This window comes from Megasphaera stantonii (assembly GCF_025567065.1).
GTDB lineage: Bacteria > Bacillota > Negativicutes > Veillonellales > Megasphaeraceae > Megasphaera > Megasphaera stantonii.
Genome location: NZ_JAOQKD010000002.1, coordinates 146,286 through 169,753 on the forward strand (window position 1 = coordinate 146,286; position 23,468 = coordinate 169,753).

The window sequence follows — 23,468 nt, forward strand, 5'->3', positions numbered from 1 at the left end:
GCCGGATAAAACGCCGGCACTCTCTTGTCTTTTTCTATCATCCTCTTGTATACTGTATATAAATACTCTATATCGTTTTGAAAAGGAGGCAATGCCTATGAACACATCGGATATGACGCTGCGGGACGCGGCGAAACGTCTATGGGAACAAAAATTTTCTTTTGCCGGCCGCTCGTCGCGCAGCGAATACTGGCTGTCTATCGCCGTCTTATATATCGTCGCATACGCTGCATTCTTTCTGCTGGCAGCCGTTTCAGCGGTTGCGGCCGCTCTATCTTCTACGGCGACAGCCGAAACGATATCCGCCGCCATGTCCGGTACGTTCGTCATCGTCGCGTGCTTCTTGAGCATCGCTTTTTTCGTAGCCGCGCTTACGCTCAATGCCCGCCGGCTTCACGACATCGGAAAATCCGGCTGGTGGCAGCTGCTGTCCCTCATCCCCGTCATCGGCGGATTCATTCTCTTCTTCTGGTTCGTCCGCCCATCAGACCAAGACAATCAATATGGCCCAAAAGAAATATAAATAGGCCGACAAACGCCCCGCTGCTCTCCACTGTCGAGACCAGCGGGGCTTCTCGTTATGTTAGAAAAAAACTGCCGAATTTCATGCACAAAAAATCCGCCAGACTTTCAGCGGAGAAAATCTGACGGATGTCAAAAGGGGGATATGAGTTATGCTTCTATAGGAATGGGAAATGGATTACTGAATGTCGATCGTACGAACCGATTCGGCCGGCTGCGGCGTTTCCTTCGGCAAGGTGACGGTCAATACGCCGTCAGCAAAGGAGGCCTGGATGCCGTCCTTCCGAATGCCGCTGACAGGGAAGCTGCGGCAGAAGGAGCTGCTCGACCGTTCTTTATAGATATAGTTCTTCTGGTCGTCTTGTTCGTCCTTTGTTTCTTCATGACGGGCCGACAAGGTGAGCACGTCGTCGTCATAGGTCAGGGAAATGTCTTCTTTGGCGACGCCGGGCAGATCCGTCGTCAATACGTATTCGTTGCCCTTGTCTTCAATATCGACTCTCGGAATATTGTACGAGCCTTCAAACGGTTTCATGAAATCGCTGAAGAAGCGGTCGGCAAAATTCATCGGAAATAATGCGTCGTTGTTCGTTACAATCGGAAATAAACTTTTCATCGTAAAACCCTTCTTTCATACGCCTCGTTGGATCTCGTTTGACTTACAAGCGCATCACGGGGTTAAACCATCGTATTACTGAATTTCAATCGTCTTGGCGGCTTCGATCTGCTTAGCCGTTTCCTTCGGCAAGGTAATGGTCAGCACGCCGTTGGCAAAGGATGCCTGAATATGGTCTTTCTGAACGCCGCTGACCTGGAACTGGCGGCAGAAGGACTGATTCGTCCGTTCTTTGCGGATATAGTTTTTCTTTTCGTCTTTTTCATCTTTCTTTTCTTCATGACGGGCCGAAATGGTCAGGATATCCTTATCATAGGTCAGCTTGATATCTTCCTTGGCCATGCCCGGCAAATCCGTCGTCAAGACGTATTCATTTTCTTTGTCTTCTACGTCGACCTTAGGAACGCTGTAGGAACTGTCGAACGGCTTCATAAAATCGCCGAAGAAATGATTTACAAAATTATCAGGAAATACTAAATCGTTATTTGTTACAATCGGGAATAAGCTTCTCATCATAAACCCTTCTTTCTAAAATACCTAATGAGATGCAATTACTTGATTGCTCTTTTGACTTTTATATGTCTGTCTGTAACCTCTTTCCGATTACAGCTATACTATATACCCGTTTTCCTCCCTTGTCAACACTTTATTTTGACTTTTTGACTTTTTTTTATAAAACACATCACGTCACGTCTATATAAACTAAGAACTAGATAGATAATATAAGACGTTACGCGTAACGCGACGGACCTGACTCGCCCGTAAAGGGCGTTCCTAAGCCGTTCTTTGTATGGTCACAGCGTGTTATCAGGCCGTAATAGCTCTGCATTACGGTGAAAACACAGCAATACAATGACGCCGATAAAAGGAAATTGACGCCGTCTGCCTTCTGCAATCCTAAGATATAGTCTTTTTAAATAAAATAAATTTATGCATTAATTATATTATTTTATCATATCTATAGTATTATCCTCTCTTATCCAGTATAATAAACGATATAAATAATCCAGTATTATGCCCGCCGTTCCGGCATACCAAGGGAGGCTTATTCATGACCATACACAAGATGACTTTAAAAGACGCCGCTGTAATTCTCTGGAAACGGAAGTTTTCCTTTTCCGGCCGCTCGTCCCGCAAGGAGTTCTGGCTGGGCGTCGCCGCGCTGTGGCTGGGCTACTACGCCGTCTTCAGCATACTCTACGCGATCTTCCTGTTCTTCATCGCCGGCGTTTCCCGCACGGCTCTGAACGGGGCCGTCCTGGCCGACGCCTTTCTCGTCCTGTACCTCGTCACCGGCCTGACCGTATTTTTTGTATCGGCCGCCTTGAACGCCCGCCGTCTCCACGACATCGGCAGATCGGGCTGGTGGCAGCTCGTCAGCCTGATTCCCCTCCTTGGCGGCCTCGTCCTGTTTCTCTGGCTCCTCCGCCCTTCCGACGGCGATAACCAGTACGGCCCGGAGGACTACTATTCTTCTATCCTGAACGAGTAGACGAAACATATAAAAAGACCTTGCCGGGGCAAGGCCTGAACAAAGGGAAGAAAATATATTAAGAAATGCGGCATTGAAGCTGCATGAGATGTTCTTGTAAAAATTCGACGTTGCGGTAAAATACGTCCAAACCGCCCTGCGGGTCGTAGCCTTCCAAAACCATGGGAAGATGGTAAGAACGCAGCGCAGGAAGTAGTTCTGTGAAATCAAAGTTCCCGTCGTACAGGGGCGTATGGTATAAGCCGCCGATACGGTTGCTGATGTGAAGCTTGGACACGGCATCGACGCGCCGCAGGATATCCAGCCCTTCGTCAGGGCTTTCGCAGTGAGCGATGTCCAGGGTATAGGTGAAGAAAGAAAAGAGGTCGCCTGTAACTTCCTTCATGGATTCTATATCAGTTACAAATTCCTTCTTCGTCTTTTCCATGATTTCCAGCGAGACGGGCATGTTCAGCCGGTACGACGCGTCGGCGATTTTCTGCAGGGACTCGTGCATGAGCAGGGCGCTTTCCCGACGCCAGCAGGGCATCGTCATATGGCCGGGGTGAACCGTCACTTCCCTGGCTCCGACGCGCTTGGCAAATTCCATCGACGCGATGACTTCCTCTACAGACGCCTGCCGTACGGCCTGGTTCATGGACGACAGGTTCAAATCCCAGCTGCAGCTGTGAACGACGGTATGCAGGGGATATTTCTGCGACAGCCGCCGGTATTCGCCTTCGTCATACTGCTGGCAGTAAAAGTGCTGGGCCCACATTTCCAAGCCGCCCAAGCCGAGTTCATAGACCTGGCGGAACATGTCGCGCAGCGAAAGATTCCATAACAAGGTAGACGAAATTAAAATCTGTTTCATCAGGTCTCCTCCTCACTAGTACGGTATTATTATACCCACGTCATTGTAAAGCTTCGGCCTGTATTATGTAAAAAAGATGTGCAATATCAGGAATATCCTTCCTGTACTGCACATCTTTCTGCGTTTTTCCCTGTATTTCGTTCAGCGAGGCCTTTATCCCAGCCATTCACCCGTAAAGGTCACGGCAGCCGGGCCGGTCATGTATACGTTGCCGTCTTCTTCGCTGTATTCGATGTGAAGCGTGCCGAGGTACAGCTGCACGTCGACGCTCCGTCCCGTAAAGCCGTTGAGGTACGAGCCGACGGCGCAGGCGCAGGAGCCGGTGCCGCAGGCCAGGGTCGCGCCGGCGCCCCGTTCCCACGTATGGACTTTGATCGTATGGTTGTCGATGACCTGGACGAAGTTCATGTTGGTCTTCCGCGGGAAGGCCTTGTACGTTTCAAACTTCGGCCCCAGTTCATGAAGGGAAACGGCGTCTACGTCGCGGACGTAGGTCATCGTGTGGGGCACGCCCATGAGCAGGCTGGTGATCTTATAGGTCTTGCCGTCGATTTCAATCGGTTCGTCGACGACGGGGCCGGCCGGCCCTTCCATGGGGATCTGGGCCCGGTCCGTAAAGGGCTTGCCCATATTGATGGTAACCAGGCTGACCTTGCCGTCTTCGCCGACAGTGACCTTCGGCTTCATGATGCCGGCCAGGGTTTCGACGGAAAATTCGTCCTTCGTAATGATGCCGTTGTCGTAGACGTATTTTGCGAAGCAGCGGATGCCGTTGCCGCACATTTCCGCTTCGCTGCCGTCGGCATTGATAATGCGCATCCGCACGTCGGCCTTATCGCTGGGCACGATGACGATGATGCCGTCGGCTCCGACGCCCGTATGGCGGTCGCACAGTTTCACGGCCAATTCGGAAAAATCCTTGTTTGCGCCTTCCTTATCTTCAAAAAATACGAAATCGTTTCCTAATCCATGCATTTTAACGAATTTCATCTGTATATCCTCCTTATAGGAAATCTATCATGCGTCTTACCATAGCTATTATACAATAACTGAAAATAGCAAGTATAGTAAAATCATGCTATACTTATTGCAAATCCTGCTGTAACGATCGGAGGCGACGCATGTGTATGAAAAAACGGGCTACCTGACGGAGCCCCTGAAGCTGTTTTACGTATCGGACAAAAGAGACTGGGCCTGTCCCGTCCATTATCACGAATTCGACAAGGTCATGCTGTTCTTTCAGGGCGACGTAACCTATGAAATCGAAGGGAAATCGTACCGGCTCCAGCCCTACGACATCGTCGTCGTGCCGGCCGGGCAGATGCACCGCCCCGTCGTCGGCGGAACCCATACGTATGAGCGCATCATCGCCTATATTTCGCCGGCGTACATTGAGTCCTACAGGCAGCGCGGCTGCGACCTGTCGGCCCTGTTCCAGACGGCGTCGCCTATTTTGCGCCAGCCTCAGGAAGCGGGCAGCCTCTACGGCGCGTCGTGCCGCCTCCGCCAGGTCTGCTGCGCCGAAGCCTGCGCCCATCATGCCGTGTTGAAGGAAACTCTGTTTCTGGAGTTTCTCATCTATTTGGCCCAATCTATTCAGGAGCGGCACATCGGCTACGTCAAGACGGGACGGCAAAACGAAAAGATACAGCGCCTCCTGACCTACATCAACGAGCACCTGCGGAGCGAGCTGTCCGTACCGGTTTTGGCCGAACAGCTCTGCATCAGCCCGGACTACCTCATGCACCTCTTCAAGGAAGAGACGGGCTATTCCCTGGGCCAATACATTACCATCAAACGCCTCCTCCTGGCCCGCTCCCTCATGCAGCAGGACCGCCCCCTGACGGAGGTATGCTACGACAGCGGCTTTAAGCAGTATTCCACCTTTTACCGGGCCTGGAAAAAATATTACGGCGCGTCGCCGGCCAAGGGCATACCGCCTCAGACGCGGCTCTTCCTCGAATAACGCCGCCTATCCCTGCCGCCGGTATTTGACAAACTAAAAAAAGTATATAAAATAAAACTATACAACTCATTGTATAATTGGGAAAGGATACCTCATGAAAGACAAAAACTTCATCATCGAACGCCAAATCCTGCGCATCGGCAATAAAATCAGCAACGGCCGCGACAAGGATTTGATCCCCTTCGATCTGACGGCCAATCAATCAGAAGCGCTGCTTTATTTTGACAACTGCCCGGGCCGTTCCATCATCGATTTAAAAGAGCACCTGCGCATTACCCATCAGGCGGCGCGGAATCTCGTCGAACGGATGAAGCGGAAAGAATTGCTCTACGTCGTCGTCTCGGAAGAAGACGGCCGCTTCAAGCAAGTGTATCTCACGGAAAAAGGCCGGACGACGTGCCATGACCTCAAACATCTCGGCACAAACGTAGGATGCCAGCTTTTAAAGGGATTGTCGGAAGAGGAAAAAGACCAGCTCCTTTCCTTACTCCTGAAAATAAACGACAACGTATGATGTCGTTTTTTTCGCTCCTATATACAACTAGTTGTACAATAATAGAAAAGGAGAACACGTCATGAATACTTCGGCCATCTGGACCAAAGATTTTATCCTGAACTGCATCGTCTGCTTCGTCGTAAACCAATCGTATTATATGACGATGGTCGTTATAGCCGACTACGCGGCGACGGCGCTTCACGCCTCGCTGGCAGAAGCGGGATTGGCCTGCGGCATCTTTATCTTAGGAACCTTATTTGCCCGCCTGTTTCTGGGCGGATGTATCGAACGAATCGGCCTGAAACGCTCCTTATATATCGGCCTGTTCCTCTTTTTAGCAGCCTCTCTCCTGAACATAGGAATCCACAGCCTGTATCTCCTCTACGCAGCCCGTTTCGTCCAGGGCGTCGGCTTCGGCCTGTCGTCGTCTACGACGGGGACGATTATGGCTCACCTCGTCCCGGCAGCCCGCCGCGGCGAAGGCACGAGCTACTACGCCATGTTTGTTACGCTGGGAACAGCTGTCGGACCCTTTGCCAGCTTGTATTTCTACAGCAACGGCGTCATCCTGTACAACCTCGTCGTCGGCAGCGCCCTCCTGATACTGGCCTTCGCGGCGACAGCCCTGCTCCATGTACCGGCGGAGGACCATGAGCCGTCTGTCTCCGAACAGCCTCGCTCCTATCTGTCCCTGCAAAACTTCATAGAGCCGACGGCTCTTCCCGTCGCGTTTCTCACCCTCCTCGTCAACTTGGGGTTCGCCGCCATATTAGGTTTTATGGCGTCCTTTGCCAAAGAAGCGGATCTCCTTGCCAGCAGCAAATATTTTTTCCTCGTCTATGCCCTGTTCACCGTATGCTCCCGGCCTTTTACAGGACGATGGTTCGACAGCCGCGGCGCGAATTTCGTCATGTACCCGGCATTTATATTCTTTGCCCTGAGCCTGTGCTTCATCAGCCTGTCGACGTCCGGCTGGATGCTGCTGGGCGCCGCCGCGCTGATGGGGCTGGGATATGGGACGTATATGTCCTGTTCTCAAGCCATCATTATCGGCTTGGCCCCTCGCGGCCGCATGGGCCTGGCGACGTCGACGTTTTTCGTCTTCATGGATCTCAGCGTCGGCGCAGGCCCTCTGGTTTTAGGTGCGCTGCTCCCCTATGCCGGTTTTCGCGTCATGTACGCGGCGCTGGCCGTGCTGCTGGCGTGCTGCGCCGTACTGTATTATGTCCTTTACGGCCAGAACGCTGCAAAACAAAAACTTGCAAGCAAGTAAATGACAAACAATCCCTGCCAGCCGACAGGGATTGTTGTTATAAAGAATTTGCGCCTATACGGCAATATTATTTATTGCCCGCCTTGGCCTCATGAAACGTATCGGCAGATGCCGGCTCCTTAGTTTCTTCTCCATCGCGAACGGCCGTTTTAAACTCCCGCAGGCTCTTGCCCAGTGCGCCGCCGACAGACGGCAGCTTTCCCGGCCCGAATACGACCAGTCCGATCACTAAAATCAACGCCAATTCCGGAAAACCTAATCCTAACATAGACTGCGCCTCCTTTGGCCTTACTGTAGCAAAGTTTCATAGCCCTTTCGTAAAATCGGCCTGTTCTTTTTGTAAAATTTCACCGGCCCTTCATTCCATACAATACCTTTACGGTATGTTCACAAAATATATACAAAAGGAAACTATACTAACGGTAAATTGAAAAGGCCTTTAAGGAGGAATCACACTATGTCAACGCCGTCATCTGAACATACCGTATCGCGCCGCAGCTTTTTAAAGCTCGCCGGCGGAGCCGCATTGGGAGCGGCCATGTTTTCCATGCCGTCCTTTTCCTTCGCCCGGGAACTCGACAATCCGAAGCGGACGCTGAAGCCCGTCGCATTTAAAGACATTCCCAAAAACGCCGTCGCAGCCGCCAACGCTTCGCCGCTGGTACAAAAATCCTTCGACGACATCCTGAGATTATCCAATACGATTGAAAACGGAAGCCTCCGCCAGGCCGTCGTCCGTCTCCTCAACGAGCCGACGCCGACCTTTATGCAGGAATATTCGTCCGCCGCATCCCGCAGCCGCCTCTATGCCGCATTGGCCGCCCAGAACTTAATCGACACGTCGAAAATCGACGAAAAGCACATACTGCCGCCCTTTAACGGCGCCGTGCAGAAATTCAAGACGGCTCCCGGCAGCGGCTACGGCAGCCACCACCCCTATCCGGGCGGGCTGGCTACCCATACGAGCTGCAACATGCACATTACGGATTACATCTGCCGAACCTATGAGGAAGTCTTTTACTACTCCGTCAACAAGGATATCGCCATCGCCGCTCAGGCTCTGCACGACATTTCCAAGCCCTTCGTCTTCCAGTGGAACGCCGACGGCTCGTCCCTGACGGAATATCCCATTGCCGGTCAGGGAGCGCACCACGCCCTGGCGCTGGCAGAAGTCATCTACCGCGGTTTTCCGGCAGAAGAAGTCGTCGCCCAGGCCTGTGCCCACGGCGCGCCGACGTCGAAGAAAGAAGAAGCCGACGTCGCAGGCTGGCTGAAAGCCGCCGCTATCATCGCCGGCAAAGACCCCGTCGCCTACGGCCTCGTCGGCAAAGACGGCCAGACGATTCCCAATCCTCACCATCAGGAAGGCTACATCGTCCACCTCGGCGACCACGACTGGGTACTGTCGTCGCCGGCAGCCCAGAAAACGGTCCTGCTCCTCAAAAAAATCGCCTATCAGGAATACGGCATGAGCCAGGCCGACCTGGAAGGAGCCGCCTTCAACCACTTCCGCAACTACGTCGGCGCGCAGCTGTCCTATATGTACCTCAACATGCTCGAAGCCGAATCGAACGGCTACAAGCTGGCAGCAGAACAAGTCGCCAAGGTCGTCTTAAAATAATACGTACGCCATAGTAAAATGTAAAAACAGCAGGCAGAGAATCCCGTTCCCTGCCTGCTGTCTTTATGATGCTTATACAGCATAGCCTATCTAAATACGCCGCTTTTCAATCTCATAACGGCATGATATAATACATGCGCTACCGCCTCCATACTGGTAGAAGGAAGGAGGTGCGCTGATATGGAATTGGTAATACCATTTATGATCTCCCTCGCGGCAGGCATAGTATGTCACTATGTTTGTAGATGGCTGGATGGAGAGTAACCGGTAGTCAGCCTGAGGTCTAAGCCGCCTCTGAAATGGAATAGAAAATCCCCTAGCTGCAACTAGGGGATTTTCGTTTTTTACTGCGCTGATGGAAATTCTTTAGTAATACCATTTTCCACATTCAGTATATCAATATCTGGCGTATCCGTCAATGAATATTCCGCCAATTATGCCTTTTGTCTATTGCGGTTGAAATTGATGAGGCTGCCGGCTTTGACGATTTCTTTTTCCGCGTCGGTCATGTCCGCGATGTACAGGGAAATTTCCTGAAGTTCTTTGCCGACGACGTAGGCCTTGATGTCCTTCATGTCGCCGTCGAGGGCTGCCTTGACGTTGGGGATATAGATGTAATCGCCGACTTCAAAGGACGGGTCGTCCTTCATCTGGAAGGGCAGCATGCCCCAGTTGATGACGTTGGAGCGGTAGCGCTTCGTCGCGTATTCCCGGCAGATATTGGCCAGGCCGCCGAGGACGCGCTGGCAGCTTGCCGCCTGTTCGCGGGCCGAGCCGTCGCCGGGCTTGACGCAGTAAATCATGCTGCCGATTTCCGTCGCCGCCATATCGGCGTCGGCAAATGTCTCTTTCAGCTTGGCAAAGACGTCTTTCAGCTCCTTGTCGACGGAGGCCGGGCATTGTCCGGCTATGCGGGCCCGTTCTGCCGCGTCGACGGCCTTGGCCCGGCCGACGTATTCCGGGTCGCGGCGGGACAAGGTGAATTCAGCCAGTCCCAGCGGATTGGAGCGGTACGACGACGTTTCGCCCGACGGAATCAGTTCGTCTGTCGTCGTCACGGGATCCATGATCTTCGAGCAGACCTTGACCAGGATGTTGTCGGCCAAAGCTTCCATATCCGGCCAGTCTTTGATGTTCGGCCCGTATACGAGAGCCGCTTCGCCGTCGGCCTGGCCGAAGCCCTGGTATACGCGCGACGCATAGGACGAGTTGTCGTAGTCGTAAGGCGGTTCTGTATAATCGTCCATGTAGCCTTCGGCCGACGTGAGGACGCCGCCGTTGGCCGCCGTCGCCGCGATGGAACGGGCATCCATGAGGGCTACGGCGGAGAACTGGCCGCTGCCCGGCTTCGAGCCTTCGCGGTTCGGGAAGTTGCGCGTCGTATGGCGGATGCTGAAGGCGTTGTTCGCCGGCGTATCGCCTGCGCCGAAGCAGGGGCCGCAGAAGGCCGTCTTGAATATCGCCCCGGCGGCCAGAAGATCGGCCACGGCGCCCTTGCGGACTAAGTCCATGTACACGGGCTGGGACGACGGGTAGACGTCAAGGGTAAAGACGCCGTCGCCGCAGGAAGCGTTCTTCAAAATATGAGCGGCGGCCATGACGTTGCCGTAGTTGCCGCCGGCGCATCCGGCAATGACGCCCTGCTGGACGTGGAATTTGCCGTCGGCGATCTTATCCATCAGGCTGTAATGGAGGTCGGGATTGCTCATGCGGCCGTTGATGCTTTCTTCCGTTTCATGAAGGATATCAGCCAGATTGGCGTTGAGCTCGTCGATGGTAAAGGCGTTGCTCGGATGCATGGGCATGGCGATCATCGGCTTGATTTTGCTCAAATCGACGTAAATGACGCCATCATAGTAGGCGACGTCGGCCGGATTAAGTTCCTTGTAATCCTGAGGCCGGCCGTGCTGGGTCAGGTAAGCCTTCGTATCGTCGTCGGTGCGCCATACCGACGACAGGCACGTCGTTTCCGTCGTCATGACGTCGACGCTGTTGCGGTAATCCGTATTCATCGACGCCACGCCGGGGCCGACGAATTCCATGACCTTGTTCTTTACATATCCATTCTTAAAGACGGCGCCGACGATGGCGATGGCGATGTCGTGGGGGCCGACGGCCGGGCTGGGCTTGCCCGTCAGGTATACGGCTACGACGCCCGGATAGGCGACGTCGTACGTATCGCGCAGGAGCTGCTTGACCAGCTCGCCGCCGCCTTCGCCGACGGCCATCGTACCCAGGGCGCCGTACCGCGTGTGGCTGTCCGAGCCGATGATCATCTTGCCGCAGCCGGCCATCTTTTCCCGCATGTACTGGTGGATGACGGCGATGTGAGGCGGTACAAAGATGCCGCCGTATTTCTTAGCTGCCGACAATCCGAATACGTGGTCGTCTTCGTTGATCGTGCCGCCGACGGCGCACAGCGAATTGTGGCAGTTCGTCAGCACGTAGGGCAGCGGAAACGTTTCCATACCCGAAGCCTTCGCCGTCTGGATGATGCCGACAAAGGTAATGTCGTGGGACGCCATGGCGTCGAATTTGATCTTTAACTGATCCATCGAGCCCGACGTATTATGAGCCTGCAAAATCGAGTAGGCAATCGTCCCCTTGCGGGCTTCGTCCTTGTCAGGCGCTTTGCCCGTAAGCTGTTCTACCCGCGCCGCTTCCCGTTCCGGCACGAGCTCCGAGCCGTGAACTAAGTATGCGCCGCCTTCATATAATTGAATCATGTCCAATCCCCCTCTTCATCTGTGCGATGCTGCATTACATTTCTCATGTCGAAATTTATGTAAATAAATTTCATAATATAAAATTTTATCTTCACATACACCATATTATATCATAATTATTCTGGCCCTGACTACCCTTACCCACTGGGTATCCGCGATTATTCGTATTTATTTTTTTCTGTAATCATGCTATAATAACTTATACTTTGCAAAAATGGCTGCGTCTATTTCTACAAAGCATTTTTATAAATATTCTGGAATAATTAGTAACGAAGCTATGCACAGTTCGTTTCCGGAAAGAGAGGAATCACATGGACAATAACATCTTTTTGGCCCAATTCTATGGAAAATCACAAAATTATACACAGATTCCCCGCGAATGGTTTTCCAAGTACGGCGTAAAGCGCGGCCTGCGCAACGAAGACCATACCGGCGTTCTCGTCGGCCTGACCCGCATTGCCGACGTCGTAGGCTATAAGCGCGACGCCGAAGGAAATAAGGTAGACTGCGACGGCATCCTCTATTACCGCGGCTTAGATATCCGCGATTTGGCGAAAAAGGAACGCTACAACGGCTACTTGTATGAAGAGGCTTGCTTCCTCCTCCTGTTCGGCTACTTGCCGACGCGGGAAGAGCTGGACGCCTTCTGCAACGTCCTCCAGGAAAATTACGACCTGCCCGACGACTTTTTGGAAATGAACCTCCTGCGGCTGCCGGGAAAAAACCTGATGAACAAGCTGCAGCACTCCCTCATCACCTTGTACAACTACGACGAAGACCCGGACAACACCGACGTATATCAGACCCTGCGCAAGGGCCTCAACATCATGAGCAAGCTGCCGTCCATCGCCGTCTACGCCTACATGTCCAAGGTGCACTATTACAACCGCCAGAGCCTGGTCATCCACTATCCGCGCAAGGATTACTCGACGGCGGAAAACATCTTGTCCATGCTCCGCCTCGACAGCGCCTTTACGCCGAAGGAAGCCCAGCTTCTCGACCTCCTGCTGTTCCTCCACGCCGACCACGGCGGCGGTACGAACTCGACCTTTACGAACGTCGTCGTCTCGTCGACGAATACGGACATCTATTCCAGCATGGCCAGCTCCATCGGCGCCCTGAAGGGCCCGCGCCACGGCGGAGCCAACGTCCGCGTGTCCCTCATGATGGAAAATATCATGGACGCCGTCGGCATCAAGGCCACGGACGCCCAGATCAAGGACGTCATCGAACGCATCCTCCGCGGCCAGTTCCGCCATCAGGATAAGCTGATATACGGCTTCGGCCACGCCGTATACACCCTGTCGGACCCCCGTGCCGAAATCATGCGCCACTACTGCGGCCAGTTAGCCAAGGAAAAGGGCATGGAAGATATCTTCAATTTCTACGTGCGCTTCGAACGCATCGCCAAGAAGACTTTGAGCGAAGAAAAAGGCGCGAATATGTGCAGCAACGTCGACTACTACAGCGGCTTCGCCTATCACATGCTGGGCATTCCCCGCGATTTGTACACGCCCCTGTTCGTCATCAGCCGTATGGTCGGCTGGCTGGCCCACAACATCGAGCATAAGCTGTACGACAACCGCATCGTCCGTCCGGCAGCGAAGTATGTCGGCGACTTAATGGATTATATACCTATGGAGGACAGATAACATGAAAACCATCACCGTATTTAAAGGCGACGGCATCGGCCCGGAAATCACCGACGCCGTCCTGGACATCTTAAAAGCTGCCAAGGCTCCCCTGGAATATGAAATCTTTAACGTCGGCGCCGCCGAATACGAAAAGAACGGCGCTCTCATTCCCGACGCCGCCTTCGCCTCCTTTGAAAAGACGCGGGTTCTGCTGAAATCGCCTATTACGACGCCTGTCGGCAAGGGCTTCCGCTCCCTTAACGTCACGCTGCGCAACAAATACGATTTGTACGCCAACATCCGTCCGGCCAAGTCGAATGCCGCCGTGCCGACGCCCTTCCCTAACGTCGACATCGTCACCTTCCGCGAAAACACGGAAGACCTGTACATCGGCGTCGAATACAAGATGAACGACGACACGGTCCAGGCCATCAAGCTCATTACGCGCAAGGCCAGCGAACGCATCATCCGCGCCGCCTTCGACTACGCCGTCGCCAACGGCCGCAAAAAAGTCACCTGCGTCCATAAGGCCAATATCCTCAAGATGAGCGACGGCATGTTCCTCGATATTTTCAGGGAAATCGCCAAGGAATACCCGCAGATCGAAAGCGACGACAAGATCGTCGACAACACGTGCATGCAGCTCGTCATGTACCCGGAAAACTTCGACGTCATGGTCATGCCCAACCTGTACGGCGACATCGTATCGGACCTGACCAGCGGCCTCATCGGCGGCCTCGGCCTCCTGCCGTCCATGAACGTCGGCGACGACTTCGCCATGTTTGAAGCCGTCCACGGCAGCGCCCCCGACATTGCCGGCAAGCATATCGCCAATCCGACGGCCTTCCTCTGGTCGGCCTGCATGATGCTGGAATACATCGGCGAAACAGACGTCGCTGCCAATATCCGCAGCGCCGTCGACGCCGTGCTGGCAGAAAACCAATGCCTCACGCCGGACCTCGGCGGCAAGGCCACGACGGAAGCATACCGCGACGCCGTCATCGCCCACTTAAAATAAACAACACGCACGCTAAAAAACAGCCCCTTGGAAATCTCTCCGAGGGGCTGTTCTGTTATCTCGATTTCGACGAGGAAAAGGACGGTATGCGGCTGAGGACGTACCGGCTCAGAAGCGTGCAGATGCAAAGGGACAAGACGCACATGACGGCGTACTTGGCATAGACGCCTCCGTCCCAGGGCCGCAGCAGCCAGACGACGTGCATGACGACGACCTGATGAATGTAATACACGCCATACGACAGGGACGACAACTGCCGTCCCCACGACCCGTACGAATCGGCAAAGCGCTGGAACGAGGCCGTCAACGCTGCGACGGCCGTCAGGCAGAACAGGCTGTGCAGGACGGCAAAGGCAACGGAATAGCAGCCTAGTTCATGCCAGCTATATCCATAGTCAAAGCGAAAGGCCGTATACACGACGGACAGGACGACAAAGGCAGCGCCCCAGGCTGCCGGAGAGGCGAACTGGCCCTGGGAAAACCAGCGGCTGCGCCAGGCATAGGCTCCCAGCCCGAATACGACGAGGTACAAGGGAGCCCGCGTCGGCTGAAAACACAGCACGTACAGGGGATGAATCCACACGGCGTCGTCGTAACACTGCAGCATCGCCCCCATAGAGAGGGCGCACAGGACGGCGCAGCCGAAAAAGACTGTCAGGGAAAACCGGCTCTGCGACGGCTGCAGCCACGCCGGACACAAACGCCGGCTCAGGTACAGCAGGCCGTACAAGGCCATCAAAAATCCCAGGTACCAATACTGGGCCTGCTGATAAAAAACGCCCCAAAACCATTCCATATAAAACTGGTAAAATGTCATGGGCACAGACCGGCTGAGCATATACAGATAGGCAATGTACGGAGCGATACAAACCGAGCCGAACAGCCACGGCAGGCCGACGCGCTTCCATTTCGCTTTCCAAAAGCTCCCCGTTCCTGCCAGGGACGCCGCACCGAAATAGCCGGAAATAAAAAACATGACCGGCATGATGAACACGTCGGCCCAGACGACAAATACCGTCGCCGCCAGGGACCGCTTGTCGTCCAGCACGTACCACCACTCCGGCGCGTAAGCCATATAGGACATGGCGCCATGAAACACGACGACCAGGGCGATGACCAGGGTTTTCAAGTTGTCCAAGAATATGATGCGACGTCCGCTCATACGATGCACCTCACAGTAATGTTACCCAAAGTATAGCACATACCCCGGAAAAGGGGAAAGGGAGAAGAAAAAGCTTCCGCTTCGTCTTCTCCCTTTGATAGAGGAATCTATATGGATTAGATGAGGTATCAGTAACGAATCGCCCTTACGGTTCTACCTTGGTAACAAAAATCTGCTTTCCGTCCTTAAAGCTCAGGACAACTGCCGACTTGACGGGATCGTGGAACTCGTTAAAGCTGATCTTGCCGCTGACAGCGTTGAATCCGCTGATCTTTTCCAGCGCCGCCTTCACTGTATCTTTATCGGTGCTGTTGGCGTCCTTGATAGCCTGGGCCAAAATCATCATGCTGTCGTATGCCACAGCTGCCGGAGCGTCCGGCTTCTGGCCATAGGCCTTCTGATAATTGGAAACGAAATTCTGAACGACTTCGGACGTATCGTCGGACGAATAGTGGTTGCTGAAGTAGCAGTCGACCAGGTTCGCCGCGCCGGCAATTTCCGCCAGCTTCGTGCTGTCCCAGCCGTCGCCGCCGACAATCGGCTGCGTCATGCCCATTTCGCGGGCCTGCTTGATGATCATGCCGACTTCCTGATAATATCCGGGAACGTAGATGACGTCGGGGTTGGCCGCTTTAATCTTCGTCAGGGCCGCCTTGAAGTCCGTATCCTTCTGCAAATACGCTTCCGTCGCTACGATAGAGCCGCCTTTTTTGCCGAATTCTTCTTCAAAGAATTTCTGCAGCCCCTTCGAGTAATCGCTGGAGTTGTCGACGTATACAGCCGCTTTCTTCGCCTTCAGCGTATCGGCTACGAAATCGGCCATGGCCTTGCCCTGGAAGGTATCGATAAAGGCGGCGCGGAATACGTAAGGCCGTACGTTATGCGTCGCCGGATCGACCGTAATGTCCGGATTCGTGCCGAACGGCGAAATCATCGGTATTTTTTCCTGATCTGCCGTGGCGACGCAGGCCAGGGCGCCGCTCGACGTGTCCGGGCCGACGATGAAATCGACCTGGTCGTCCAACAGCTTCTGCATGGCGTTGGCCGCTTCCGTCGCTTCGCTGCGGTTATCGGCGTAGCTGACTTCAATTTTCTTTCCCAGCAGGCCGCCGGCGTCGTTGATTTCCTTGACGGCCATTTCGATGCCGTTCTTAGCCGACGTGCCGTACGACGCGCTGTTGCCTGTCAATTCCAGGTTCGCGCCGATTTTAATCGTATCACTTGATTCTCCCGAACTGCCGCTGCAGCCCGTCAGCATGACGGCCATCGACGCAACGGCCACGGCAGCCAGCACGCATCTTTTCAATGTACTCATAGTCATAAGGTATCCCTCCTAAATTGTATATATAACATACCTGTAATGGTATATCCGCCGTAACGGGCCTCAGCCGCCCAAATACACCTTCCGCACTTCTTCGCTTTCGGCCAGCGACTGAGCCTCTCCTTCCAGCGATATGTGCCCTGTTTCCAGTACATAGGCGTAATCGGAAATGGCCAGGGCCATGCGGGCGTTCTGTTCGACTAACAGCACCGTCGTCCCCATGCCGTGTATTTCCTGCACCATATTGAATATTTCCTTGACCAGGATCGGCGCCAGCCCCATAGACGGCTCGTCCAGGAGGAGCAGCTTCGGCTTGCTCATCAGCGCCCGGCCCATCGCCAGCATCTGCTGCTCGCCGCCGGAAAGGGTGCCGGCCATCTGATTCATCCGTTCCTTCAAACGGGGAAAATGGTCGTAAATCATGTCCATGGTCTGGGAAATTTCCTTCTTATCCTTACGGGTAAAGGCTCCCATTTCCAAATTTTCCTTGACGGACATATCGGCGAAGACCCGCCGCCCTTCGGGGCAATGGGAAATCCCCAGCCGCACGATGGATTCGGCGCTGTCGTGCCGCAGCTCCTTTCCCATGAAAGAAATAGACCCGGTCTTGGAGCGCAGCAGCCCGGAAATCGTCCGCAGCGTCGTCGTCTTGCCGGCGCCGTTCGCGCCGATGAGGCTGACGACCTGTCCTTCTTCGACGCTCAGGCTGATCCCCTTCAGGGCGTGGATCGCGCCGTAGTAGACGTTGATATCCTTTAATTCCAACAGGCTCATGATCACACCTCCTCGCCCAAATAGGCCCGTATGACATCGGCGTTCGACTTGATTTCCTGCGGTATCCCCTGGGCTAAGATTTTGCCGAATTCCAGGACGTACAAGCGTTCGCAGATCCCCATGACCAGGGACATGTCGTGCTCGATCAGTAAAATCGTCAGCTGGAAGCGCTTCCGTATTTCTTCAATCAAATGCATGAGGTCGAGCGTTTCCTGCGGATTCATGCCCGCCGCCGGTTCGTCCAGCAGGAGCAGCTTCGGCCGGGCGGCCAGGGCCCGGGCAATTTCCAGATGCCGCTGCAAGCCGTAGGGCAGGTTGGACGCCAGCTCGTCCTTTTTATCGTCGAGCTTAAACAGCCGCAGCAGATCTATCGCTTCGCGTTCAATCCGTTCTTCTTCCTTCCCGTACCTGCCGACGCGCAGGATCGCTTCGGCCAGGCTGTATTTGACCAGGTAATTGCAGGCAATTTTGACATTGTCCAATACGGTTAAGTTCCCGAACAAGCGGATGTTCTGAAACGTGCGGGCAATGCCGTGCTGCGTAATCTTATAGGGCTTCATCCCCGTGACGTCGACGCCGTCGAATTCAATAGTTCCCGTCGTCGGCTGATATACGCCGGTCAGCAAGTTGAAGGCCGTCGTCTTTCCCGCGCCGTTCGGCCCGATGAGGCCGACGAGTTCGCCCCGGTTTAATACGATGTTAAAATCCTGGACGGCCTTGATGCCGCCGAAGGATATGGATACATTATTTGTTTTCAGCAACGGGTCCATCGCCGCGTCCCCCCTTCTTCCATTTGGACAGCATCAGCTCAGCCAGCTCCTTATTGCCGAGAATCCCATTCGGACGGTACAGCATGAGTATGATGAGCAGCAAGGCGTATACGATCATGCGGTATTCGGGATAGCTCTGCATCACAGCGGCAATCAGGGTCAGGATAAAGGCGCCGATGACCGAGCCGGACAAGCTGCCCAGGCCGCCTAAGACGACCATCGTCATGATGTCGAAAGACCGCATGAAGGTAAAGCTCGACGGATGGGCGATGCCGAAGTAATGAGAGAACAGCGCGCCGGCCAACCCTGCGAACATCGACGCGATCGTAAAGGCGAATACCTTAAAGGTCGTCGTATCGATGCCCATGGCTTCGGCGGCAATGGCGTTTTCCCGTACGGCCAGGCAGGCTCTCCCCTGCTTGGAGTGGATGATATTCTTTAAGACGAACAAGGTGACAACCATGCAGATAAACAGCCAGGGAAAGGTCGTATCCCGCGGAATGCCCGACATCCCCGACGCGCCGCCTACTTGCTGTATATTCAAAATGCAGATGCGGATAATTTCCCCCATGCCCAGCGTGGCGATAGCCAAATAGTCGCCCTGCAGCCGCAGCGTCGGCACGCCGACGAGAAAGCCCAGCAGGCCGGCAGCGGCCGCGCCGCCTATGAGGCTGACGATGAAGGGCAGGTGCAGGAATACGGTGCATACGGCCGACACGTAAGCGCCGACGGCCATAAATCCGGCGTGCCCCAGGGAGAACTGTCCCGTAACGCCGTTAATCAGGTTCAAGCTGGACGCCAGCATGACGTTCAGGCAAATCAAAGAGATATTCAGACGCCAAAACGACGATACGATTCGTTCGGCCATCAAAAACTGCAGGACGGCAAAGACGACGACGGCGGCGAGTAAGAATACAGCGTCTTGTTTTCGCAATCGGTTTATCATATTCATCACCTACACTTTTTCTCGTTCATTCTTTCCGAACAGTCCCGTCGGCTTGATGAGCAAGATAATAATCAAAATGGCAAAGGCTGCGGCGTCGCGGAAGGTAGACGAAATAAATCCGCTGACCATGGCTTCGACGACGCCTAGGATAATGCCGCCGGTCATCGCGCCGGGAATGATGCCGATGCCGCCGAGGACGGCCGCTACGAAGGCCTTCATGCCCGGCATGATACCCATGAGGGGCTCGATGGAATTATAGTAAATCCCGACGAGGACGCCTGCCGCGCCGGCTAAGCTCGACCCGATGCAGAAGGTAAAGGAAATCGTCTTGTCTACGTTGATTCCCATGAGCTGGGCCGCGTCGGGATCGTACGAAACGGCCCGCATCGCCTTGCCCATTTTCGTATAGTTCACGACGTAGGTCAGAATCAGCATCAGCACGACCGATATAAGGAAGATGACGATTTGCTGAAACGAAATCACTAAGCCGCCGATGTGGTACACGCTGTTGTCCAGTACGTGCGGAAAGGTCCGCGGCTGCGGCGACAAGGCGAGCATCGTCGTGTATTCCAAGAACAAGCTGACGCCGATGGCCGTCGTCAAAATGGCGATTTTCGGGCTATGGCGAAGGGGCTTATACGCCAGCCGTTCGACGACCATCCCCAAAATCCCCGTCATGACCATCGCCGCCAGGATCGCCGGCACAAAGGGCAGCCCCATGGCCGTAATCGCAAAAAATCCGACGTACGAACCGATCATGTAGATATCGCCGTGAGCGAAGTTGATCAATTTCATAATGCCGTATACCATCGTATATCCCAAGGCGATCAGGGCGTAAATACTGCCTAAGGATATGCCGTTAATGAGCTGCTGCACGAACTGCAGCCATAATGTGCCTTCCACTGTATATCTCTCCTTCCTCATGTCGGGAGCGCTCGACACGTTGCGTATCAAAGCAGCTGCTCGCTAATCGTATATCCTTCGTCCAGCCTGGTAATAAAAATTCTGCCATCGCCGGCGGTTCCTTTCGGCTGCGTCTGGCATATGGCGATAATCGTCGTAACGACAGCCGTCTTATGTTCGTCGTGGACGACGATATATACCATTTCCTTCGGAAGCTCGTCATACACAACGCCGTTTACCGTAACGCCGCGCTGTTTTCCTCGCCCCGAAACGGGCCAGTGCGTCAATCCGTAAAATCCTCGTTCGGCCAGCGCATCTTTCAGCGCCTTCAGCCGTTCCCGTCGGATAATCGCTTTAATTTCAATCATATTTTGTTCCCCCTCCCCCATACGCAAAACAACGGCGAAATTATTTTTTAATAATAACGCCGTTGTTATGGAAAATATTTTCTTTTAAGAATGAAGTTATTATAATATTTAATGTTTTAAAAATCAATTAGGCACTTGCATAAATATTTTTATGTATATGTATAACAGATTAAAAAATAAAAGGCATAGGCGTCAGGCATGTATCCAACCTATGCCTTTCTCCACTCGCCGGAGGACGTTATCCCCCAATAGCGGCGTCGACTTCGCTCAGTACGTCGTCCAAAATCTGCATCGCTTCCAGAAGCTGTTCTTTTGTAATAATAAGGGGCGGCGCGACGAGAAGCATATTTTCGTGAGAATAAGTACAAAAGCCCTTTTTCATCAGCGATTTGACGATGCCCGGCATCGTTCCCCCTTCGTCCTTTCCGTACGGCACGAGGGGCTCCTTCGTGTTCTTATCCTTTACCAGCTCGATAGCCGACCATAAGCCGATATACCGGACGTCGCCGACGCAGGCATGTTTTGCCTTCAGCTTTTCTTCTTCTTCGCCCAGCACCTTGCCGACAGCGTTTACGTTGTCCAAAATCCGCGCCTTATCGTAGTAATTCAGGCAGGCGACTCCGGCGGCGCAGGCCAGCGGATGGCCGCTGTATGTCAGGCCGCACGACAGGAGATGATCGTCGAAATAGGCGGCGATTTTCTTTGATACGGCGACGCCGCCGAGCTGAATATAGCCGCACGTAATCCCTTTGGCAAACGTCACGATGTCGGGCTTGACGTTGAAATGCTCAAAGGCGAACATCTTGCCCGTCCGGCACCAGCCGGCCATGACTTCGTCGCAGATCATCATGATGCCGAATTCATCGCACAGCTTGCACACGCCTTCCAGATAGCCCTTCGGCGGAATGATGACGCCGTTGGAGCCCGTAATCGTTTCCATGACGATAGCGGCGATCGTCGACGGATTTTCATAAATAATTTGTTCCCGCAGCTTGGCAATGTAAAATTTCGTCGCGTCTTCTTCGCTGGCAAAGGAAATGGCTTCGCGGTATACGTAGGGATCGAAAAATTTGATGAAGCCGGGAATCCCCGGTTCCAGCGGATAGCGCCGCGGTTCGCCCGTCAGATTGCCCGCGCCGAAGGTCGAGCCGTGATAGCTGCGGTACCGGCTCATGACCTTATAGCGCCCCGTATACATGCGGGCCATCTTAATGGCGTTTTCGTTGGCGTCGGCGCCGCCGTTGGTAAAAAATACCTTCCCCATGTTGTCGGGCATGCGGTCGATGACCATTTTAGCCAATTTAGCCCGCGGTTCTACAGCCAGACTCGGAGATATGAAGCAATATTTGTCGGCTTGTTCCTTAATCGCTTCGATAATGTCTTTGTTTCCGTGCCCCACGTTGGAATTCACCTGTCCCGACGACATATCCATATATCGCTTGCCGTCGCTGTCCCACAAGTAAATTCCTTCAGCCTTCGTAATGACTACGGGGTTCAGCCCCTTCTGCTTCGACCACGAATGCAGATTATACGTCAAATCCATGTCGCGAATTTCCTGTCCTGTCATGAGATCATCCCCCTGCGTTATAATACTAAAAAAGCAGCGGCGTCCTTTCGGAAAAGCGCCGTTGCTTTTTCTTGTGCTTATTATGTCATAGGCAATGCGATAAAACAATATGACAAAACCATAAACTTTATTGTACATTCGCACAATAATCACATCTGTTAAATTTTTACCACTATATTTCTTTATTCACTGGCATTCATTCTAAATTGAAGGTGCAGCCGTCCCTTTTGCGCAACACGAACGCGGCGGTCCCTAAAGCAGACGCGTTACGTTTGAAACAAATATTCAGTCCGGCCGACGCAACGGTCCTTTTCGAAATATACGCGGGGGACGCGGCGGCCGATATTGCAGAGCACTTCATGAGGTATCGTCCCTATGATGCGTGCCAGTTCATCCGCTCCGATATATTCGCTTCCCTGGCGGCCGAACAACACGCATTCTTCGCCTACGCGCACGTCAGGAATATCGGTAACGTCTATCATGCACTGATCCATGCATATATTGCCGATTTGCGGGACGCGCCGGCCCCGTACCAATACGTCGGCCCGATTGGACAGGAGGCGGGTATATCCGTCGGCATAGCCTAACGGCAAGGTAGCGACCAAGGTAGGACGACGCGCTCTGAACCTGCGGCCGTATCCTACGGTCTCGCCTTCTTCCAGGCGCTTCACATGGGTAATACAGCAGCGCAGGGACATGACGGGATGGGGTACAAACTCCGGATGACGCGCCGCATCAAAGGGATTATAGCCGTACTGAATAATACCGGGACGCACCATGTTGCAGAAAAACGCCGGATACGCCAGGACGCCGGCACTGTTGTCACAGTGACGGAGATGGAATGACACGCCTTCTTCCCACAGCCAGCGGTACAGCTGCGTAAACTGAAAGAATTGCTCCTTCGTGTATGCGCAGGCGTCGTCAGCCGCGTCGTCGGCCACGGCAAAATGCGTAAAGATCCCTTCCATCATCACGCCGGGCAGCGCCCTGATGCGCTTTATCTCTTCGACGCTTCGTTTCGACAGCTTGTAGCCGATACGTCCCATGCCGCTGTCTACGGCAATATGGACGCGCACGGTCTGCTGCGTCCGTTCGGCTTCCTGCGAAAAAAGCACTGCGTCGTCGTAATGAAACACGGCCACGTCGATATGATTGCCCACGACTTCCGCTGCGCGCCGCCCGTCCGTATGCCCCAACACCAGGATAGGAGCCGCAATACCGGAGCGGCGCAGCTCGACGGCTTCGTCCAGACAGGCTACGGCCAGCCGGTCCGCTCCGTTCTGCAAAAAAACGCGGGCCATCGCCACGGCGCCGCATCCGTAGGCGTCGGCTTTGACGACGGCCATAATCAGCGTATGCGCGCCGACAAGACGCCGAATATGCCGCATATTATACGCCGCCGCATCCAAATCGACCTGCGCCCACATAGGACGCCTCGAA

General features: G+C 53.9%; 23 protein-coding genes. 8 read left to right on the forward strand and 15 right to left on the reverse strand.

What is annotated here, in order from left to right:
- Window positions 1-97 precede the first annotated feature (97 nt).
- The gene (locus OCV58_RS02695) at window positions 98-523 is read left to right on the forward strand and encodes a DUF805 domain-containing protein (protein WP_157949723.1); all 426 of its coding nucleotides are present in this window, start codon (window positions 98-100) and stop codon (window positions 521-523) included.
- A gap of 177 nt (window positions 524-700) precedes the next feature.
- Here OCV58_RS02695 and OCV58_RS02700 read toward each other — a convergent pair whose 3' ends face one another.
- Window positions 701-1,138, reverse strand: coding sequence for an Hsp20 family protein (locus OCV58_RS02700; RefSeq protein ID WP_107196265.1), 438 nt, complete (start codon window positions 1,136-1,138; stop codon window positions 701-703).
- A 75-nt stretch (window positions 1,139-1,213) separates the two neighbouring features.
- Window positions 1,214-1,654, reverse strand: a complete 441-nt coding sequence (locus tag OCV58_RS02705; protein ID WP_154876869.1) for an Hsp20/alpha crystallin family protein — start codon at window positions 1,652-1,654, stop codon at window positions 1,214-1,216.
- A gap of 535 nt (window positions 1,655-2,189) precedes the next feature.
- On the opposite strand from OCV58_RS02705, the gene OCV58_RS02710 reads away from it, so the two are divergent.
- The gene (locus OCV58_RS02710) at window positions 2,190-2,630 is read left to right on the forward strand and encodes a DUF805 domain-containing protein (RefSeq protein WP_154876870.1); all 441 of its coding nucleotides are present in this window, start codon (window positions 2,190-2,192) and stop codon (window positions 2,628-2,630) included.
- 58 nt (window positions 2,631-2,688) lie between these two features.
- On the opposite strand, the gene OCV58_RS02715 is transcribed toward OCV58_RS02710, so the two are convergent.
- Both OCV58_RS02715 and dapF read right to left on the reverse strand, forming a co-directional pair.
- Window positions 2,689-3,483, reverse strand: a complete 795-nt coding sequence (locus OCV58_RS02715) for a sugar phosphate isomerase/epimerase family protein (protein WP_154876871.1) — start codon at window positions 3,481-3,483, stop codon at window positions 2,689-2,691.
- Window positions 3,484-3,636: 153 nt separating this feature from the next.
- The gene (gene dapF, locus OCV58_RS02720; protein ID WP_154876872.1) at window positions 3,637-4,473 is read right to left on the reverse strand and encodes a diaminopimelate epimerase; all 837 of its coding nucleotides are present in this window, start codon (window positions 4,471-4,473) and stop codon (window positions 3,637-3,639) included.
- Between the two features lie 133 nt (window positions 4,474-4,606).
- Here dapF and OCV58_RS02725 point away from each other — a divergent pair, with 133 nt between their 5' ends.
- The 3 genes from OCV58_RS02725 to OCV58_RS02735 all read left to right on the forward strand — a co-directional run bounded on the left by OCV58_RS02725 (window position 4,607) and on the right by OCV58_RS02735 (window position 7,218).
- The gene (locus OCV58_RS02725; protein ID WP_087477794.1) at window positions 4,607-5,449 is read left to right on the forward strand and encodes an AraC family transcriptional regulator; all 843 of its coding nucleotides are present in this window, start codon (window positions 4,607-4,609) and stop codon (window positions 5,447-5,449) included.
- Window positions 5,450-5,543: 94 nt separating this feature from the next.
- A complete protein-coding gene (locus OCV58_RS02730; RefSeq protein ID WP_087477793.1) occupies window positions 5,544-5,963 on the forward strand; it encodes a MarR family winged helix-turn-helix transcriptional regulator in 420 nt (139 codons plus the stop codon).
- A gap of 61 nt (window positions 5,964-6,024) precedes the next feature.
- Window positions 6,025-7,218, forward strand: coding sequence for an MFS transporter (locus tag OCV58_RS02735; RefSeq protein WP_154876873.1), 1,194 nt, complete (start codon window positions 6,025-6,027; stop codon window positions 7,216-7,218).
- A gap of 67 nt (window positions 7,219-7,285) precedes the next feature.
- Here the strand turns inward: OCV58_RS02735 and OCV58_RS02740 are convergent, their stop codons facing one another.
- On the reverse strand, window positions 7,286-7,486 hold the full coding sequence (locus tag OCV58_RS02740) for a twin-arginine translocase TatA/TatE family subunit (protein WP_087477791.1): 201 nt from the start codon (window positions 7,484-7,486) through the stop codon (window positions 7,286-7,288).
- 189 nt (window positions 7,487-7,675) lie between these two features.
- Between OCV58_RS02740 and OCV58_RS02745 the strand changes: the two genes are divergently transcribed.
- The gene (locus OCV58_RS02745; protein WP_154876874.1) at window positions 7,676-8,839 is read left to right on the forward strand and encodes a twin-arginine translocation signal domain-containing protein; all 1,164 of its coding nucleotides are present in this window, start codon (window positions 7,676-7,678) and stop codon (window positions 8,837-8,839) included.
- A gap of 434 nt (window positions 8,840-9,273) precedes the next feature.
- Here the strand turns inward: OCV58_RS02745 and OCV58_RS02750 are convergent, their stop codons facing one another.
- Window positions 9,274-11,565: a hydratase gene (locus tag OCV58_RS02750; protein WP_154876875.1), complete on the reverse strand. Its 2,292-nt coding sequence runs from the start codon at window positions 11,563-11,565 to the stop codon at window positions 9,274-9,276.
- A 311-nt stretch (window positions 11,566-11,876) separates the two neighbouring features.
- Between OCV58_RS02750 and OCV58_RS02755 the strand changes: the two genes are divergently transcribed.
- Window positions 11,877-13,217, forward strand: coding sequence for a citrate synthase (locus OCV58_RS02755; RefSeq protein WP_095628969.1), 1,341 nt, complete (start codon window positions 11,877-11,879; stop codon window positions 13,215-13,217).
- 1 nt (window position 13,218) lies between these two features.
- A complete protein-coding gene (locus tag OCV58_RS02760; protein ID WP_154876876.1) occupies window positions 13,219-14,217 on the forward strand; it encodes an isocitrate/isopropylmalate dehydrogenase family protein in 999 nt (332 codons plus the stop codon).
- A 55-nt stretch (window positions 14,218-14,272) separates the two neighbouring features.
- Here the strand turns inward: OCV58_RS02760 and OCV58_RS02765 are convergent, their stop codons facing one another.
- The 9 genes from OCV58_RS02765 to alr all read right to left on the reverse strand — a co-directional run bounded on the left by OCV58_RS02765 (window position 14,273) and on the right by alr (window position 23,455).
- The gene (locus tag OCV58_RS02765; protein WP_154876877.1) at window positions 14,273-15,379 is read right to left on the reverse strand and encodes an acyltransferase family protein; all 1,107 of its coding nucleotides are present in this window, start codon (window positions 15,377-15,379) and stop codon (window positions 14,273-14,275) included.
- A 145-nt stretch (window positions 15,380-15,524) separates the two neighbouring features.
- A complete protein-coding gene (locus OCV58_RS02770; protein WP_154876878.1) occupies window positions 15,525-16,700 on the reverse strand; it encodes an ABC transporter substrate-binding protein in 1,176 nt (391 codons plus the stop codon).
- A gap of 63 nt (window positions 16,701-16,763) precedes the next feature.
- Window positions 16,764-17,468: an ABC transporter ATP-binding protein gene (locus OCV58_RS02775; protein WP_449566817.1), complete on the reverse strand. Its 705-nt coding sequence runs from the start codon at window positions 17,466-17,468 to the stop codon at window positions 16,764-16,766.
- Window positions 17,469-17,476: 8 nt separating this feature from the next.
- On the reverse strand, window positions 17,477-18,244 hold the full coding sequence (locus OCV58_RS02780) for an ABC transporter ATP-binding protein (RefSeq protein WP_154876880.1): 768 nt from the start codon (window positions 18,242-18,244) through the stop codon (window positions 17,477-17,479).
- Window positions 18,219-19,190, reverse strand: coding sequence for a branched-chain amino acid ABC transporter permease (locus OCV58_RS02785; protein ID WP_267312760.1), 972 nt, complete (start codon window positions 19,188-19,190; stop codon window positions 18,219-18,221). The genes OCV58_RS02780 and OCV58_RS02785 overlap by 26 nt, the downstream gene beginning before the upstream one ends.
- Window positions 19,191-19,199: 9 nt before the next feature.
- The gene (locus OCV58_RS02790; RefSeq protein ID WP_087477782.1) at window positions 19,200-20,093 is read right to left on the reverse strand and encodes a branched-chain amino acid ABC transporter permease; all 894 of its coding nucleotides are present in this window, start codon (window positions 20,091-20,093) and stop codon (window positions 19,200-19,202) included.
- A 47-nt stretch (window positions 20,094-20,140) separates the two neighbouring features.
- Window positions 20,141-20,461 carry a P-II family nitrogen regulator gene (locus OCV58_RS02795; RefSeq protein WP_087477781.1) on the reverse strand — a complete coding sequence of 107 codons (321 nt, stop codon included), beginning with the start codon at window positions 20,459-20,461 and terminating at the stop codon, window positions 20,141-20,143.
- Between the two features lie 238 nt (window positions 20,462-20,699).
- Entirely contained in the window at window positions 20,700-22,028 is a 1,329-nt protein-coding gene (locus OCV58_RS02800) for an aminotransferase class III-fold pyridoxal phosphate-dependent enzyme (RefSeq protein ID WP_154876881.1), read from the reverse strand.
- A gap of 266 nt (window positions 22,029-22,294) precedes the next feature.
- Complete coding sequence (gene alr, locus OCV58_RS02805; protein ID WP_267312761.1) at window positions 22,295-23,455, reverse strand: alanine racemase; 1,161 nt, start codon at window positions 23,453-23,455, stop codon at window positions 22,295-22,297.
- Window positions 23,456-23,468: the final 13 nt, after the last annotated feature.

Bases quoted from the DNA above. Each gene is read 5' to 3' on its own strand.
- OCV58_RS02695 (WP_157949723.1), top strand. From the start codon at position 98: ATGAACACATCGGATATGACGCTGCGGGACGCGGCGAAACGTCTATGG.
- OCV58_RS02700 (WP_107196265.1), bottom strand. From the start codon at position 1,138: ATGAAAAGTTTATTTCCGATTGTAACGAACAACGACGCATTATTTCCG.
- OCV58_RS02705 (WP_154876869.1), bottom strand. From the start codon at position 1,654: ATGATGAGAAGCTTATTCCCGATTGTAACAAATAACGATTTAGTATTT.
- OCV58_RS02710 (WP_154876870.1), top strand. From the start codon at position 2,190: ATGACCATACACAAGATGACTTTAAAAGACGCCGCTGTAATTCTCTGG.
- OCV58_RS02715 (WP_154876871.1), bottom strand. From the start codon at position 3,483: ATGAAACAGATTTTAATTTCGTCTACCTTGTTATGGAATCTTTCGCTG.
- dapF (WP_154876872.1), bottom strand. From the start codon at position 4,473: ATGAAATTCGTTAAAATGCATGGATTAGGAAACGATTTCGTATTTTTT.
- OCV58_RS02730 (WP_087477793.1), top strand. From the start codon at position 5,544: ATGAAAGACAAAAACTTCATCATCGAACGCCAAATCCTGCGCATCGGC.
- OCV58_RS02735 (WP_154876873.1), top strand. From the start codon at position 6,025: ATGAATACTTCGGCCATCTGGACCAAAGATTTTATCCTGAACTGCATC.
- OCV58_RS02740 (WP_087477791.1), bottom strand. From the start codon at position 7,486: ATGTTAGGATTAGGTTTTCCGGAATTGGCGTTGATTTTAGTGATCGGA.
- OCV58_RS02745 (WP_154876874.1), top strand. From the start codon at position 7,676: ATGTCAACGCCGTCATCTGAACATACCGTATCGCGCCGCAGCTTTTTA.
- OCV58_RS02750 (WP_154876875.1), bottom strand. From the start codon at position 11,565: ATGATTCAATTATATGAAGGCGGCGCATACTTAGTTCACGGCTCGGAG.
- OCV58_RS02755 (WP_095628969.1), top strand. From the start codon at position 11,877: ATGGACAATAACATCTTTTTGGCCCAATTCTATGGAAAATCACAAAAT.
- OCV58_RS02760 (WP_154876876.1), top strand. From the start codon at position 13,219: ATGAAAACCATCACCGTATTTAAAGGCGACGGCATCGGCCCGGAAATC.
- OCV58_RS02765 (WP_154876877.1), bottom strand. From the start codon at position 15,379: ATGAGCGGACGTCGCATCATATTCTTGGACAACTTGAAAACCCTGGTC.
- OCV58_RS02770 (WP_154876878.1), bottom strand. From the start codon at position 16,700: ATGACTATGAGTACATTGAAAAGATGCGTGCTGGCTGCCGTGGCCGTT.
- OCV58_RS02780 (WP_154876880.1), bottom strand. From the start codon at position 18,244: ATGGACCCGTTGCTGAAAACAAATAATGTATCCATATCCTTCGGCGGC.
- OCV58_RS02785 (WP_267312760.1), bottom strand. From the start codon at position 19,190: ATGATAAACCGATTGCGAAAACAAGACGCTGTATTCTTACTCGCCGCC.
- OCV58_RS02795 (WP_087477781.1), bottom strand. From the start codon at position 20,461: ATGATTGAAATTAAAGCGATTATCCGACGGGAACGGCTGAAGGCGCTG.
- OCV58_RS02800 (WP_154876881.1), bottom strand. From the start codon at position 22,028: ATGACAGGACAGGAAATTCGCGACATGGATTTGACGTATAATCTGCAT.
- alr (WP_267312761.1), bottom strand. From the start codon at position 23,455: ATGTGGGCGCAGGTCGATTTGGATGCGGCGGCGTATAATATGCGGCAT.